The organism is Paenibacillus sp. EB106-04-04-XG159, from assembly GCF_058791835.1.
Genome location: NZ_JBYTDY010000006.1, coordinates 24,434 through 38,724 on the forward strand (window position 1 = coordinate 24,434; position 14,291 = coordinate 38,724).

The 14,291-nt window shown below is 45.9% G+C and carries 23 protein-coding genes; 6 read left to right on the plus strand and 17 right to left on the minus strand.

Annotated features, from left to right (window positions below):
• Nucleotides 1-2 precede the first annotated feature (2 nt).
• From AC3WTP_RS08755 to AC3WTP_RS08790, 8 genes are all read right to left on the minus strand, one after another.
• Nucleotides 3-1,040: an AAA family ATPase gene (locus AC3WTP_RS08755; RefSeq protein WP_492394221.1), complete on the minus strand. Its 1,038-nt coding sequence runs from the start codon at nt 1,038-1,040 to the stop codon at nt 3-5.
• On the minus strand, nt 997-3,216 hold the full coding sequence (locus tag AC3WTP_RS08760; RefSeq protein ID WP_492394222.1) for an acyl-CoA cholesterol acyltransferase: 2,220 nt from the start codon (nt 3,214-3,216) through the stop codon (nt 997-999). The genes AC3WTP_RS08755 and AC3WTP_RS08760 overlap by 44 nt, the downstream gene beginning before the upstream one ends.
• A 92-nt stretch (nt 3,217-3,308) precedes the next feature.
• Nucleotides 3,309-4,031, minus strand: a complete 723-nt coding sequence (locus AC3WTP_RS08765; protein ID WP_492394223.1) for a TadE family protein — start codon at nt 4,029-4,031, stop codon at nt 3,309-3,311.
• Nucleotides 4,003-4,191, minus strand: coding sequence for a Flp1 family type IVb pilin (locus AC3WTP_RS08770; protein ID WP_492394224.1), 189 nt, complete (start codon nt 4,189-4,191; stop codon nt 4,003-4,005). The genes AC3WTP_RS08765 and AC3WTP_RS08770 overlap by 29 nt, the downstream gene beginning before the upstream one ends.
• A gap of 46 nt (nt 4,192-4,237) precedes the next feature.
• Nucleotides 4,238-5,110: a type II secretion system F family protein gene (locus tag AC3WTP_RS08775; protein WP_492394225.1), complete on the minus strand. Its 873-nt coding sequence runs from the start codon at nt 5,108-5,110 to the stop codon at nt 4,238-4,240.
• Nucleotides 5,111-5,159: 49 nt separating this feature from the next.
• A complete protein-coding gene (locus AC3WTP_RS08780) occupies nt 5,160-5,987 on the minus strand; it encodes a type II secretion system F family protein (protein WP_492394226.1) in 828 nt (275 codons plus the stop codon).
• Nucleotides 5,935-6,294: a type II secretion system protein E gene (locus AC3WTP_RS08785; protein ID WP_492394227.1), complete on the minus strand. Its 360-nt coding sequence runs from the start codon at nt 6,292-6,294 to the stop codon at nt 5,935-5,937. The genes AC3WTP_RS08780 and AC3WTP_RS08785 overlap by 53 nt, the downstream gene beginning before the upstream one ends.
• A gap of 102 nt (nt 6,295-6,396) precedes the next feature.
• Nucleotides 6,397-6,648 (minus strand): hypothetical protein, encoded by a 252-nt coding sequence (locus AC3WTP_RS08790; protein ID WP_492394228.1) that lies wholly within the window; start codon nt 6,646-6,648, stop codon nt 6,397-6,399.
• 87 nt (nt 6,649-6,735) lie between these two features.
• On the opposite strand from AC3WTP_RS08790, the gene AC3WTP_RS08795 reads away from it, so the two are divergent.
• Nucleotides 6,736-6,960 (plus strand): helix-turn-helix domain-containing protein, encoded by a 225-nt coding sequence (locus tag AC3WTP_RS08795; RefSeq protein WP_492394229.1) that lies wholly within the window; start codon nt 6,736-6,738, stop codon nt 6,958-6,960.
• A gap of 231 nt (nt 6,961-7,191) precedes the next feature.
• Here the strand turns inward: AC3WTP_RS08795 and AC3WTP_RS08800 are convergent, their stop codons facing one another.
• From AC3WTP_RS08800 to AC3WTP_RS08815, 4 genes are all read right to left on the minus strand, one after another.
• Nucleotides 7,192-7,779 carry a replication-relaxation family protein gene (locus AC3WTP_RS08800; protein WP_492394230.1) on the minus strand — a complete coding sequence of 196 codons (588 nt, stop codon included), beginning with the start codon at nt 7,777-7,779 and terminating at the stop codon, nt 7,192-7,194.
• Entirely contained in the window at nt 7,772-8,959 is a 1,188-nt protein-coding gene (locus AC3WTP_RS08805) for an FtsK/SpoIIIE domain-containing protein (RefSeq protein WP_492394231.1), read from the minus strand. Before AC3WTP_RS08805 ends, AC3WTP_RS08800 begins: the two co-directional genes overlap by 8 nt.
• 155 nt (nt 8,960-9,114) lie before the next feature.
• Entirely contained in the window at nt 9,115-9,282 is a 168-nt protein-coding gene (locus tag AC3WTP_RS08810; protein WP_492394232.1) for a hypothetical protein, read from the minus strand.
• Between the two features lie 42 nt (nt 9,283-9,324).
• On the minus strand, nt 9,325-9,567 hold the full coding sequence (locus AC3WTP_RS08815; RefSeq protein ID WP_492394233.1) for a hypothetical protein: 243 nt from the start codon (nt 9,565-9,567) through the stop codon (nt 9,325-9,327).
• A gap of 125 nt (nt 9,568-9,692) precedes the next feature.
• Between AC3WTP_RS08815 and AC3WTP_RS08820 the strand changes: the two genes are divergently transcribed.
• The 3 genes from AC3WTP_RS08820 to AC3WTP_RS08830 all read left to right on the plus strand — a co-directional run bounded on the left by AC3WTP_RS08820 (nt 9,693) and on the right by AC3WTP_RS08830 (nt 11,421).
• Nucleotides 9,693-9,920, plus strand: coding sequence for a transcriptional regulator (locus AC3WTP_RS08820; RefSeq protein ID WP_492394234.1), 228 nt, complete (start codon nt 9,693-9,695; stop codon nt 9,918-9,920).
• An 84-nt stretch (nt 9,921-10,004) separates the two neighbouring features.
• Nucleotides 10,005-10,874 (plus strand): hypothetical protein, encoded by an 870-nt coding sequence (locus AC3WTP_RS08825; RefSeq protein ID WP_492394235.1) that lies wholly within the window; start codon nt 10,005-10,007, stop codon nt 10,872-10,874.
• Nucleotides 10,875-11,016: 142 nt separating this feature from the next.
• A complete protein-coding gene (locus AC3WTP_RS08830; protein ID WP_492394236.1) occupies nt 11,017-11,421 on the plus strand; it encodes a YhjD family protein in 405 nt (134 codons plus the stop codon).
• Nucleotides 11,422-11,449: 28 nt separating this feature from the next.
• On the opposite strand, the gene AC3WTP_RS08835 is transcribed toward AC3WTP_RS08830, so the two are convergent.
• Entirely contained in the window at nt 11,450-11,650 is a 201-nt protein-coding gene (locus AC3WTP_RS08835) for a helix-turn-helix domain-containing protein (RefSeq protein ID WP_492394237.1), read from the minus strand.
• Between the two features lie 560 nt (nt 11,651-12,210).
• Between AC3WTP_RS08835 and AC3WTP_RS08840 the strand changes: the two genes are divergently transcribed.
• Both AC3WTP_RS08840 and AC3WTP_RS08845 read left to right on the plus strand, forming a co-directional pair.
• Nucleotides 12,211-12,426 carry a hypothetical protein gene (locus AC3WTP_RS08840; RefSeq protein ID WP_492394238.1) on the plus strand — a complete coding sequence of 72 codons (216 nt, stop codon included), beginning with the start codon at nt 12,211-12,213 and terminating at the stop codon, nt 12,424-12,426.
• A gap of 29 nt (nt 12,427-12,455) precedes the next feature.
• Nucleotides 12,456-12,680, plus strand: coding sequence for a hypothetical protein (locus AC3WTP_RS08845; RefSeq protein ID WP_492394239.1), 225 nt, complete (start codon nt 12,456-12,458; stop codon nt 12,678-12,680).
• Between the two features lie 22 nt (nt 12,681-12,702).
• On the opposite strand, the gene AC3WTP_RS08850 is transcribed toward AC3WTP_RS08845, so the two are convergent.
• From AC3WTP_RS08850 to AC3WTP_RS08865, 4 genes are all read right to left on the minus strand, one after another.
• A complete protein-coding gene (locus AC3WTP_RS08850; RefSeq protein ID WP_492394240.1) occupies nt 12,703-13,428 on the minus strand; it encodes an N-acetylmuramoyl-L-alanine amidase in 726 nt (241 codons plus the stop codon).
• A complete protein-coding gene (locus AC3WTP_RS08855) occupies nt 13,421-13,693 on the minus strand; it encodes a phage holin family protein (protein WP_492394241.1) in 273 nt (90 codons plus the stop codon). Before AC3WTP_RS08855 ends, AC3WTP_RS08850 begins: the two co-directional genes overlap by 8 nt.
• A 1-nt stretch (nt 13,694) precedes the next feature.
• A complete protein-coding gene (locus AC3WTP_RS08860; RefSeq protein WP_492394242.1) occupies nt 13,695-14,009 on the minus strand; it encodes a hypothetical protein in 315 nt (104 codons plus the stop codon).
• Nucleotides 14,010-14,102: 93 nt separating this feature from the next.
• Entirely contained in the window at nt 14,103-14,276 is a 174-nt protein-coding gene (locus AC3WTP_RS08865) for a hypothetical protein (protein WP_492394243.1), read from the minus strand.
• Nucleotides 14,277-14,291: the final 15 nt, after the last annotated feature.

The window sequence follows — 14,291 nt, forward strand, 5'->3', positions numbered from 1 at the left end:
TCTTAAGAATTATCATTACGGTGAGTCCCAACGCTGTCTCCAACCATGAAACTGCGGTCTACAACACGGCCATCCTCGGCGATGACCTCCAGTCGCCATACTCCTTCTGTCGTATGGCCCGATACTACCCATTCCCAGGAAACGAGACCTTCACTGTCTGTCATCTTCCACACTAAGCCTTGGGCTACACTTTCACCGCTCTTGTAATACACCTTAAGCTTCAGCATTTCGTTCGGAGCACCCTTAGCGACCAGCCTCGCTTTGCGCCAGGGCTTCAACGGCTGAGGGTCAATGCTAACAATCTGTAATGGTGGCTTCTCTGATGCGGTGCCGCCATCATTACCGCTCGCGGCAGGACTATCCCCTACCCAGACCCGCTCGGATGCCCTTGCCGTAAGTGTTATCGTCGTCATCAATAAAGGGACTCTCATAGGAAGATCATATTCTACCTGCAGCGCGATATAGGGTTCGCGCTTCTCTACTAGATCAGGCAGCTTCAGGTGAGTTAAGCGAATTCGATCGGGCTGCAGCACCTGCTTCACACCGTACCTCTCCAATAACGGCTGCAATAGATACTTACCTGCTTCCGCTTGCGCCTGCTCACCTGCGGACTCCACTGCTCCGCCAGCCCATTTTCCGGCGTCAACAATCCAATCGGACGCAGGCGAAGGCAGTGTCTTCGCAAACTCTTGGGTGAATTGCTCCACCGTTAGCCGCATCCATTGAGCCGGCGGCTTAGACATGACGGATCCCACAGTTCCTGATGGATCAAGGGATTGAGCTTTCATCGCAGCCAGCGATACAGGGTACATATGCGCTGCCACCTGTCTGACGGTTTGCGTCGCAGTGGATTGCAGCGCTGTCGATATGACAGCCGCCTGAATGAGATAAACGAAGAATACGAACAGCAGCATGATCATAGGGAGCAGGACTGCGGCTTCCAATACAATGCTGCCTTCGACGGAGCGATTGATAGGCAGCTTGCTTGTCTTGATCCTAGTATGAATACGCTGATAGCTGATCGACTTCATAGCAGCCATTTCTGACCTTTCCCCCTAACAATCCAGTATGACCTAGCGCTGTCATCACTCCCGGCAGAAACCACAGCTTCATACGAGCCTTTATCTGAATTTGAGCATACGTTCCTCGTTCAGCAGGATTGATTCCCGTGTTGTAGTGTATAAGGGCAAGCATCCGAATCGACATTTCTTGTTTATCCCCGTGCATCATCATAAAGAGACGCAAGAAGTCGCTGTACGATAACGTGATGCTGGGAGCGTATTTGGATAACGGGACTGCATTCGTTGTAACGAGATCAATCAGATCCGCCGCCGCCATCGTTAATCCATATACGATAGCCGCAGCAAGGATTGCTAGCGGATGAACTAGACCCGCGTGTGCCACGAACCCTTCCATCGTACGAATCGCCAGCCTCATCGCAAATATTTCGCCATATGCTGCCGCAATATTGCCTGCGGGATTCTGGAAGCCATACATGATATACTCCAGCTCTTGGTTGCTGATATCGAGAGCTGAGGCTAACTCTTGAGAAGGCGACCCCGCTTGAAAGAGAGCTTGCAGATGCTTCGGGTCGAAGCTCGTAAAGTACAAGAATGCGTACTCATTACGGTACATACGGTCTCTGGCCCCTATTGCAAGATCACCAAGCTGGGTGAACAAATCGGTCATCCCCTTCATGGCTTCCTCATTCGCCTCCTCGGCGTCTCCGCTCATAGAAAGCCCATTCTCTCCTTGAGACAATGTGGATTGATTGAACGCTCGAAGAGCTTCGGTCTTCGAGCTAACATCATCAAAGTTCTGTTGATGTTCTTTAAGCACTGTTAGATTCGCCAGCATTGCTATTAATCCGTTAAGCTCTCTTAGCTGCTGACGAGCTTCCTGCTCGTACTTGCGCCTCTCGTTATCCGCCTCCGTAAGCTTATCAATCTTCCCCTGCCGTTCAGTCAGAATGTTAGCAGGGAGCTGAATATACGCAGTCTCATATCGCCGCCACGCTTGCCACGTCTCCGTGATCGAGCTGGCTGCACCGGCAATTGATTCGCCGCCGCTTAGGGCTGAGTTGACCTTGCTCTTGAACCGCGCTGCTTCTCGCTCAAGTTGAGTCAAGAGCTGGCTCTGCCGTTGAAGCTCTTGATCATATTCATCAAAGAAAGATTCGGGCAGCACAAGCGAATCAATAGAACCGTTGATGCCTTTAATGACTTCGGTGTCAACCGAGTCGACGACGCTCCCGGGAACCTTGGCATTAGCTGTATTATCATAGCCTTGGTAAGAGCTATCACCATCAGCTCGCGCTTTCTGAACGGCATCCTGAATTCGTTTATTGAACTGTCTCGCTTGAACAACTGCCTCCTTCCCCTTTTCGATGAGCTGCGTGTGCTTCATCCCTGCCTGCTGGATCTGTTCGTAATATCGATAGCTGAATATTAACGCGTCCGCTCTGTATTGAGCGATTTCGGATGTATATAGCTTCTCATCACTTTTAAGTTCAGCGTCATCCCTAATCATCCGTCGGTAATCTTCATACATTCGAACAATATCCGACGCGCTGTTTATACTGCCCGTCGAGATATTGCTCCATAACTGATCCACTTCGCCGATTAGTCGAGGGATGTCCGCACGTCCTGCGCGATCTCTCGCTTCCTGCTGCATGCGCAGCGCCTCTTCCAATGCACGATTGCGCTTATCATAATCCTTCGATATCGTGTTCAACAGATCTGCTGTCTGAGCGGCGTCCTTCATCGGGGCAGCGACAGGCTTCATCTTATGAATAAGTTCATAAGTGATCTGAATAGGAGCTTTGTACTTCATATCCTCTAGCACTTGATGTTCAAACTCCTCCAATAATCCAATTGGTCGATCAATGGTTGAGGTATGGTCTTCAATCTGCAGATTAATCCACGAGAGACTGTCATTACTCTTCGGAGTGTGGTCCGTCATCACATAAGTCGTAATGAGCGAGGGGTCAGTTTGCCCATACGCGAATAGTCCATATTGCTGCTGGAGCTTAGGGTCATACGCGGAGAGAAGAGAGCGCGCAGCGGTTTGCCCTAGTGTTTCTGTGCGAAGCTCCATCGCTGCTATTCGCGCATAGTCAATGAATACGGCCATCATCGTAAAGATGATCATTACGACAAAGATGAGAAAGATTGACACTACACCGCGCTCATCAGTTAGACTCTTGACCGTTCTCAACCTGGAAGCTCCCCTGTGAGCTATTCTTTTGCTTACTCGTTTCACATGTATTCCTCCAGTTCTCGCTTGCCAAGGAGCTATTGAGTCATAAACTACGGCTGCTGCTTCTCCTTCAGCACTTCTCCAGCTGCTTGAGGGCTAGCACCAAGCGGTTTCATAGCTTGAAGCTTAGCTGTCATATAACGAACCAACTCCACTGTTCTAATGAACTCAGCCGGTTCGACAATCGCACTGACTGCCTTACCTTCCGCACGTACATCGACACCTGTCATTTTCGCAATCATGGAGCTCTGCGCGCTATGACTCATCGAGACTGTTATCAAGCGCTCGAGCAATCTGTTATCGTACTGCAGCTCGCCAGATAGCGGCGGCAAGACAAAAGAAGCGCCGGAGGCCAGCTTACGAACGGGCAAGCTGTCAGATGGTGAATGGCTCGTGGGTACGTCCAGACGATAATCCTGTTCGTTGCCGAAACCGCTAAACAGCTGATCCAGCATCTGATCAGACAATGCTCGCCAATACAAGTCATCATATTGATGCGGCTCAAACGCGCCTGTGCCAGGATCCTTGCTGCTGTTATTCCATACGATAGCTGCTCGCTCCGCCGCATATGCTGCGGCATGGGAAGTCAGCACCTTCATATAAATCATCATCCCAAAGAATATGAATACGCACGTACACAGCAGGATAAGAGGAAAAACGAGTGAAGCCTCGATCGCTGCACTTCCTCGATCTTGCAGAATCAGCTTTCGAGCAGACGACAACACTTGGCGGCATGAACGGGGTTTATGGAAGAACTTTATCTTTTTGTTCATTGGCTTTCTTAATGATATCGTTCAGCATCTTTGTTATTTCGGTGCGAAAGGTTAACGCCAATATGAGCAGGATAGCAACAATAACTACGATTTCGATTACGCCAATTCCGTCTTCATCCTTCCAAAGCTTGTACATCTGCGATTGAACAAGTGTCAGCATATTAAATCCTCCCTAATAATTGGTATTAACTGTATTTCAGCATGGACTACATCATCAAAAATGCCGGTCCTCCAACAATAATAAGAACGACAATAAACATAAGCATTACCGGAAATATGAGCTTCGTGGAAGCTTCTTCTCCCCGTTTGCGCGCAACAGCCTTGCGCTTCTCCCATAGCTGGCGTCCTAAATCCTCCATCGCCAACACAAATGACTCTCCGCCTCTGCGCTGATTCATCAGCAATGTTGTCGCAAACATGGACACCTCCTGCACTGCACAGCGTTTAGCGAATTGTTCCAACGCTTGTGCGAATGCGTATCCATGCTGCATATCCTTCATCATTCGCTCCAGCTCGTGATACAGCGGATGCTCGAGCTGTCCCGCTTTGCGCTGCAAGCAGGATTGAAGCGCCTTCTGCACTGTCTCACCCGCTTGCACTAACAGCGTCAGCTTGCTTAACAGCTCGGGAAGCTCAAGCTGCATCTCCTGCTTCCGCTTCTCCGCCCGTCCGATTGTTTCTTTAACGCGGGCTAATGCAAGCACGATGCCCAGCAAGCTTCCGGTCAGCATATTGATTGCTGTCCCTTCTGTAACGGCTGCCCATATGAAGCCAAAGTGAAGCCCTGCCACCAGCATAAATGCTAATTCAGCCATAAACAGCCGAAAGCGGTTATAGGCATGCGCTGGACCGTACAGCTGCAGCAGCGCCTGTCGGACAGACATCAGCAGCGGATGCGTATCGAACGTTTGCTGATACGGCTTCAACAGTTCAAGGAAAGCTGGAAGCCACGCCTTCAGCTTCCCAACATTCTCCTTATTCATCAATTCCAGATGTAATTCCGCCTTGAATCGATTCACGAGCCAGACAGCGGCAGCTCCGCTTGCAGCCAGCAATAACCATAACCACGTCGGCAGCACAATCTACACTCCTTCTTGTAAACCAATAGGCCTTAAGAACCGAAAGGATTCACACTCGAATGTTCATCATCCTCTTCATCAGCCAGAGCGCGGCTAGAAGCAGCAGAAAAGCAGCCGTCGCGATCAAGCGCCCAACCCCGCTGTACAGCATGAGCATAAAGTCTGGCGCAGTTATGTTCATGAAAGCGATAAATAGAAAAGGGGCAACCATCATCGCTTTCATCTCTAAGCGCTTCTGAGCGATAAGAACATCAATCTCCTGAACGATCTCCATCTTCTCGCTAATAACGGATGCCGTTCTCCTTACGACTTCAATGACATCGCCTCCCATTCGTTTACAGGTCACCAGCACATCTGCAAAGTTCGCGATATCCTCCTGTTTGGCGCGTCTGCTGAAATCAAGCATTGCCATTTCCATCGGCTCGCCATTATCTACCCGGGAGCGGATGATTCGCAGCTCACGAATGACATCAACATCAGTTCCTGGATACAGCAGCTGCAAGTCGACAATAGCTTCTTTGAAAGCATTCTCTAAGGACCGACCCGCGGAGAGTGAGGAGCTTATCGCATACAGCGCCTGCTTGAACTGAATCGTTAATTGACTCCTTCTGCGTTCCAGCAGCGCTGCTCGCCTCATCTTCGGATAGGCGAAACCAGCACTGCCAATAATACAAACTCCCAGCCAATGCTGATAAAATAAGTACCCTACTAATCCCATCATGCTTACACCGAGCATTACTGCTGTTACATACTGTTTCAACGATAAGGTATAGCTCATATAATCAGGCAATCCGCGATCTGCTGGCGCATGAGCTGTTGATCTGCTAGCCAGTCGCCTCACATCGCGAGTGAATGGAAACATCTTCTTCTCGCCCATCTTCTCCCTCCCAGCTCAGACCCGCAATTGCCAGCTTCCAGCGGTTGTTCAGCTGGAACCTCGGCTCCAATCGGCCGCATATCTTCCCTTCCGCTTCCCCTTGCTCCGTGAATACATACAGCGGAGACAAGAAAACCTCACCTCCTTCAACACCCACCATTTCACAGATCTCCATCACTTTGCGCGACCCGTCGCGCAGCCTCGCAAGATGAACGATGATATCTAAGGCCGATGCGATCTGCTGACGAATCACTAACAGCGGCAGCGCTGCTGCGCTGAGCGCCATCGTCTCCAAGCGGCTCATCATATCCTTGGCGCTGTTGCTATGCCCTGTTGATAGAGAACCTTATTATATAAAGTGCACAACAAAAAAAGAGAGCCGATTGTAATTATCGAGCTCTCTTTTTTGCTATCGCAAATTATTTTTTAGAGTAATCATGTCATTAACTGCTTGACGATATCCGAATTCAACATACTTCACCGTGTCAATATACATATCCTCAAGAGTACAAATGAATTTATCGGCTTCGTCTGGATTTCTCTTTATATTGTTCAACAACTCCAAAAAGGTGTAATAATCTTTCTGGAAATTGAATTCACACTCACTATTCAATTGTTCAATCCTTTTTTGGACAGATGGTTCCAACCAAGCGATGGTCATCAGTTAACCTCCAGTTGTAATAATCATTGATTAATAATTACTTTGAAGATAACATTGTAAATAAAAAAATGAATTGAAAGGATACATATGGCCCTCCAGAAAGGGAGGTGTCGTTTACGCGAACTTTTAGACCAAATGCCACAATCTGAGCTTGCACGACGAATGAATGTCACAGAGTCAGCTGTATCCAGATGGATAAATGGCGAAAGAGAAATGTCATTTGAAAACGCGGTACTTGCAGCTCGCATACTTAATTGTCACGCTGAAGATTTTTACGAGTGGATCACGGTTGAAAAAGGTAAACGGCAGTGAGCTTTTGGCTCCTCCCTTGATGAAAACTTGACATATAGTCAAGGACTGCTTAATTTCCCTCCTTTCTATGCAAATCATATCACTATAAACAAAATGAATATATGATCAATAACTTACATAAATTAACTTTTACTTGTACCCCATACCGTATTTACCAAACCACTTTGCGAGACTTCTCATAGACTGTCGTTGTTCTCATTATATACGAACTTATGTTCGTATATCAATAGCTTACTTTTTCATTATCTCTGTAACCGATTTTGTTTGGATCACTTTAAATGGAGTATCAATGTTGTATGATATATCACTTAAAATCCATACCAGCGGAAATACCTTCTTATCTGCAGGTTGCCACGATTCGCTTTTCCACTCTTCAGTTGCCCAATATCTCTCGTAACGTTTCATCTTATCATCCATGATTTTATTGCTGTACACGCTGCGCTGGATCTCAACATAAAACGGCGTGCGCTTCCAGATCATGAATACGTCTGGTTCAGGATTACCCTTTCCGTATTTAGGTTCCACTTCAAAGTATTTCGGGTGTTCGATCTCCTTTATTTGTTTGTAAAATCGTGCAATGGATATAAAGTGCGCAATCTTCGCGCTGTCTTTCTTTATGCTCGGCTTAGGAAAGTACATATACATTCGCTGGGATGTGCTGCATTCAATGTGTCCATCTCGCCGCAGCCGCTTCAGGACCTTGTTCGCTTGATCCACTCCGTTCTTGACGGTACGGAAATGCAAATCAACAATATCATCCCTTTGTAGGCATCGAAAACGCTCAAGATCGCTTATAATCGCTTTGTCGCGGTCATTCATCTAACACACCCCACACTTCGTTATCTGCATCCGTCGTTTCTTCTATCTCCTTGTTCTTGCTTCGTGGTTTTTTCAGTGGCTCCAGGAGCTTCTTTGCTTCCTCAAGTTCGAGATGAGGAGCTTGCACGAGTTTTAGTCCATCCATTTTCAGATACATTCTGCCGTAGTCAGATTGCCGTATATGGGCTGCTTCGTCGCTGCCGATAGTAATACGGCTGTTGATGGCATCGGCGTGTTTAAAAGCCATCCTGACAGTTAGATTCTGCTTTAGTTTACCGTCCAACACTTCTGCATCTGGACGCAAGCATGAGAGGATTAGAAACACGCCCAACGCCCGCCCGATCGATGAGATTTCTTCGACTATCTCCATGATCTCTTTTTCCTTCTTCAGTAATGCAAATTCATCGATACACACTACAATGTACGGCAGCTTATCTTTCAGATCATCCACATGCGCAACTTCCGCTTCATGTAGCAAATCGCCGCGGCGCTTCATTTCTCTGCTTATCTTTAGAAGATCTTTATACAGCGACTTCGCATCAACCACATTCGCTTTGACGTGTTCGAGTCGATCAAAAAGAAAGAACTCGCTGCGCTTCAAGTCGCCAAGGTACAATTCAAGCTGATCGGGGCTGTAGCTACGAATCATGGTGGTTAGGATGGATCTCAACTGCGTAGACTTTCCGCTTCCCGTTTCGCCAGCAATGAGCAGATGCGGACGTTTGGTCATGTCGTAGACTTCGTACTTGTCTCTGCTCTGACCCACCACTATACCTAGCAGGTGCTCTTTGATCTTGCTTTGTATGGTCTCCAGTTCGTATGCGAATGCTTTGATTGGACTGTGATACACATTCAAAGTAAATGCCTTAACATCCCCGATGATTTCAATTTCATTGCCAAACGTTTGCTTGAACAGCCATTCGTGCTTAATGATCTCCTTAGGGTCCAGCCCTTGCGGGATTGTAAATACCGCTTGAACCCTCGTTTCGGATTCGGTAACGCGGTGTATGATTGGGTATTTCTTGATCTCTTTTCCATTCCGCATCTTTTGCTTTAAGCAAATGTCACCAAGAACAAACATCTTGCGGAGTTTGATTCGTGCCGCAGGAGCCGGCAGCGTGCGATACACTGCGAGTGCACCACCTAAGCACGCGGCGGTCGCCACCATCAAACCAAACATTCTACCACCTGCTTTTTAAACAGATTTAAAAACCGTTTCATAGTCAATTGTCCACCTTGTACTAGTGGCGTAAAGCTACGCTCCTAATTAATAACCTATCTAGTGAACTAAAAAATCGGCATCTAGTGGCGTAAATAATAACGCAGTTCCCGCGACTATAGTCTGACCCCGAACATAGCCCCTACGTGATGGACCAGTTCAAACCATATGTCCCACGCCACATAAGCACAGATGCAATAGCCCGCAATCTTAACAAAAACTATCTTGTCACTGTGTCCGAATCGCTCCAGCAGATACTCCGAGAGTGTGCTAACTGCTGCCACCCCAAGAACCCCGAACAAAGATGTCATACCAATCATCATTCGTCACCCTTTCTTTGCTGGAATAAATACAGCTGGCTTGCCTGCAACGGTAACAGTCGTATTGCTACCTACTGGATGGATCGGGCGCTCTGTGATTATAGATGTTCTCGTCGTTCGAATTCCAAGCATTAGCCGCAGCCCATCTCTGCATAGCTGGTTGATATCTTTCTTGCACAAGTGCGATGTAGCGCGGATCAGATCAGCGTCTACTTCCTTCCGCAAGCGAAAGTCTACTTTTGTATGCACTCTGTACACCTCCTGTCGGCTTTGCGTATACCTAACTTTATTAGGTCGTGCTTGGACATTATTCGGAGTGTTTTGAATAAAATTTTCATAGATTGTCCACCCTATTGATATAAATGGGGGTGGATATGATGTTTGGACTTGGAAAGCGAAGAACGAAACTAGGAGAGTTTTTAGATGGCGTATCAGGCATTAATCAAGAGTGGCTTGCTAAAGCTACAGGCATGAACAGAGATAGTATTTCTGATCTTTGCGATGGGGATAAAGACTTGAATCCTCGTGTGGAGACTAAGCAGAAGATTGTTTCTGTGCTCAGGAAACAAGGATACGATGTAAATAGTGGAGACTTCTGGTGAATGAGGTTGATGGCGCAATAATCGTAGTAAAATATTGCCTTGTCTGATAGACTTGAAACATAACTTTTTACGCGGAGGGAGAACATGAAACTTCGAAATGCAGTTATAATTATTGCTTTAATGTCTTTGCTGTCCGGATGCGGACCAACTAGTTCCAACGCAGTTGGAGAACTTGCATCTACTAAAGAATCATTAGAAAAACTAAAGTTAGAAAATGAATCACTTAAGAAAGAATTGGATGAATTAAAATACGGACCAGAACAGCTTTTAGCGGAAGCAAATTCTTATTTCTCTTCTGGGGATATCGAGAAGTTAAAGAAAACAAAAGAAACCATAACAAAGAAACATCCTGGATCTAAGGAAGAACAACAAATCAAAGGTTTAGCTGAAGATCTTCAAAAACAAATAGACGATAAAGCTGCTAAAGAAAAAGCAGAAGCCGAGGAAAAGGCTGCCGTCGAAAAGAAACGGCAAGAAGCTGCTCTTACTCATATGAGAAAGAGAACGGATGAAGTCACTGGATATACTGTATATGAAGATAAATCCAGCCCTGAGTATATTAATGAAAACGGATTTAATGCATTTATCGTTGTTGGCAAAGATAATATTCCTGTTTTATATGCAAGATTTCAATACGCTGATGATTCTTGGATATTTATAAAAGATTACATAATTAAGGCTGATGACCAAACATTTACGATCAGTCCAGGCTACAATGATGTCCATAGAGATAATCAATCTGGCGGTGTGTGGGAATACTATGATACATTAGTCACTAAAGACGTGTACGAGATCATTAATGCTGTTATTAGTTCTGAAAAAACCGTGATCCGTTCACGAGGCGATGAAAGAAAGCAGGATCGTACTGTTACTGATCAAGAGAAGAAGTCATTGCAGAACGTTCTTGACGCGTATAAAGCTATGGGTGGAACTGACGCACAATTCAAATTATAGAGAATTGATACCTATAATATATAGAATACAAATGAGGTCGTCCGACTAAGGGCGATCTTTTTTATTTCACATTTTGTTCTCATCGTTTTCAACATTGAATATCGAATATATGTTCGTATATAATATATGCGAGGTGAACAACATGGGACCGCTTATAACTGAAGAAGAGTTAATGCTCGTCAAATCGGCGATCATGCTACCGATGATACTCGCGGCTTTTGACCGAGATAAAAAGAAAATAGAATCCGTATTAAAGACACCAGATCCATACACGGAACTGTTGGATCAAGCAATTAAGAAAGTAATTACGGTACACACCGAAGTTAAAAGAACTATGTTCAAGAGTGGGCTGAAGATGCTGGAGTCTGAACGAGACGAGGACGGAATAACTACTAAATATCTTTGTAGGGGATACCACGGGGAGATGACGTTACTAAATGATTTTCTACGGGCGCAATGCAGTGTCCGTATGATGGCTTATTTGGGGTTGGATACAAGTCAATTTGTAGACCCTACGTTGCCTGGAGATAAACCGATCACGCAATAAAAGAGCCGCAAATGACCTTGTGGCTCTTTTATGATTCTTCAATATTAAAAAGCTCTTCTACCTTAAGCCCTAAAGCAGACGCGATTGCAAATAAGTGAGCATCCTCATGTCGGCTGTTCTTATCAAAGCGAGATATCGATCCTTGAGGCACTCCAGACATCTCCGATAGCTTCGTTTGTGTCAGCCCTTTTTCATTCAATATCTCAGTTAGCTTAGGTGTTACCTTCATAACAATCACCCCATAACTCATTATACGATATCGTATATTTATTAGCAATACCCATTGACATTCATTATACGATATCGTATAATAGATATATAAGGAGGTGAGGGAAACATGAAAGATTGGGTAACGCTTCTGACAGCAATCATCCAATTACTAACAGCAATAATCTTACTGTCAGAAGCTCGTAAAAAGAAAAAAGGTACTAAGAAGCGCTCCCCGCGCAAACGTTAGTACCTACTGTAAGGGGCGTAGCACCGCCCCTTACTCCCCAATCTTATCATATACCCTCACCTCAAAACAATGACTGGAGGATGATCATATGGAACTGGCAACATGGATCATAAGCACAACAGCGTTGATTCTAAGCGTTGCCGCATTGGTCATGGTTATTCGTAACCGTAAGTAGCCGCCTGATGAGCCTGCAGCAGAAGCAGGCGAAACCTCAGCCCTTCGGGGCGGGTCGCGGATATCTGTTACGAGTGAGCTGCGCACGCTCACCTTTACATATATTGCATGAACAATATAAACTAAGATTAATCCATTATAACCGAGGAGGCATCATAATGAGTGATAAATTTACCACACCTAACATGTTCGATATAACTTTGAACAATTTAAGAAATGAATGTGGCCACGTAAAGCCCAGAGAGTTGAAAGTTGTTGCAGCGAATCATTACATCGTACACTATATCAAATATTTCCACATGGTAAGAAAAAACATGACATTAGAAGATCTTGAGAATGCAATGCTGGCTTATGATAAGTTCTTGGAAGAGTAGGGTAAACATCTCTGATTAGGAGTTGTGCTATGAGTCTAATACTGAACACAGATCAGGAGTTATTTGCTGCAGCTATGACACAGACAAAGGTAGAAGCCTGGTTAGAGGATGCCGCTGGAGTGTACTGCTTTGAGGGTGAAGGAATTGTGGAGGCGATCACGCCAGAAACAGTCAAGCTCCGCGAGCCAGACGGATCGTCGATGCACTACTTCAGATATCCAACAATGTTTAAAGGTAACAGCCGCAACCTTTAGAAACTGCGGCTGTTATTAATTCCTATTTATTTATGTCAACGCGTTTCTGTTTAGCATCATAACCGACAGTAGCACCAAGCGCTTCGCCAACAGCGCGCGCTGGAACCTTCGTCACGCCATTTTCGATTTCACCATTGCAGGTATATTTACCATTTACGTAAACGTCTACAAGGTTGTCCTGCTTCGTCTGCTTGGCTGATAAACCGAGGTACTTCGCCACGCCACCTACATGACCAGCTATAAACGCTTCAATCACTTCGTCTCTCTTTAACCTCGCAGCGTCAGCCGCTACGTCAATAAACAAGCATTCCGTCAAAACTGTCGGCATAATTGATTCGCGGCACATGTGCAGATTCTTCTTCTTCTGTCCACGATCAATAATTCCAAATGGTTTGAGACGTGCCATTATCTCAGTATGCAGTACATTTTGATATGCCGCCGTCGCCGCATCTGTTATGCCGCTGTAGGTAAACGACTCAAACCCGCCTGCCCCGCCGCCTGCGTTTACGTGTATGCTAAGCAACAGATTTGCTTTCGCCTTGTTTGCCATATCGGTTCGCTCTTCCAATTCCAGATGCATATCTGTCGATCTAGTCAGCAAACAACGTACTCCGTCATAGTCGTTTTGTAGCCGCCGCGCTACCTCTGTAGCTATTTCCAGAGTAATGTCTTTCTCGCGCAACCCATGCCCGCCAGCTCCCGGGTCTTTACCACCGTGTCCTGGATCGATAACAATTACTTTACTCATTGCCATCACCGCTTTTCTTAGCTTGCTTGACCAATTGGTTGCCATACACAGCCACAGCACCACACAAGATGCCTTGTAGGATCGATGAGGCCGAGAAACCAAGCAGCAGCACAACAAACACGATTGCAAACGCAGTTACAATATACACGATGCTCCAGTCCGGAACCTTAGGCGTCTGTTTAACGACATATCCAAGTACCCAACACGCTGCTACGACAATAATTAACGACGGATCAATAAGGTTAACAATAGTGTTCCATTCCATCTCACATACCTCCTTTTAATTTAAAAAGTAATGCAATCGCTCCTGCGATTACCGCTCCTACGGCGGTGCGCCATAACCATTTGATATCACCTTCGACATCCTTAATGCTGTCGGCCATGTCATCAATCCTGTGATGAGCTGATTTTGTGCTCTGGATCGCTTCGCGCGCCAAGTCATCAGATTGATCTAACTTTGTAACAAGTCGATCTACACTACTTGCCATGTCGCTTATAGCGCGCGTATTTGCTTCTTGTAGCGCTTCTAATTTGCCGACTTTCACGGCAATATCCGATAATACTTGTCCATCTTGTGCCATTACTTCACCCCTATGCAATAAAATAGCCCCGATCGGCTCGGGGCACGCTGGATATATGGGCATAAAAATAGCGCTAACCATTAAGGCTGCGCTTTAAGCTGTTGCTGGTGTAATATCAGAACGCTGAGAGTAAATGTATGCTTCTACTCTCACTGCATCCCCGTCGGCTAGATTGTAGTAAGCAATTATTGATTTAATGTCGCCCTCGCCCATGTCGTAACGTGTGATACAAGCACGTGCAATTACTCGGATTTGAAAGTCTTTCATTTGATATCATCCTCT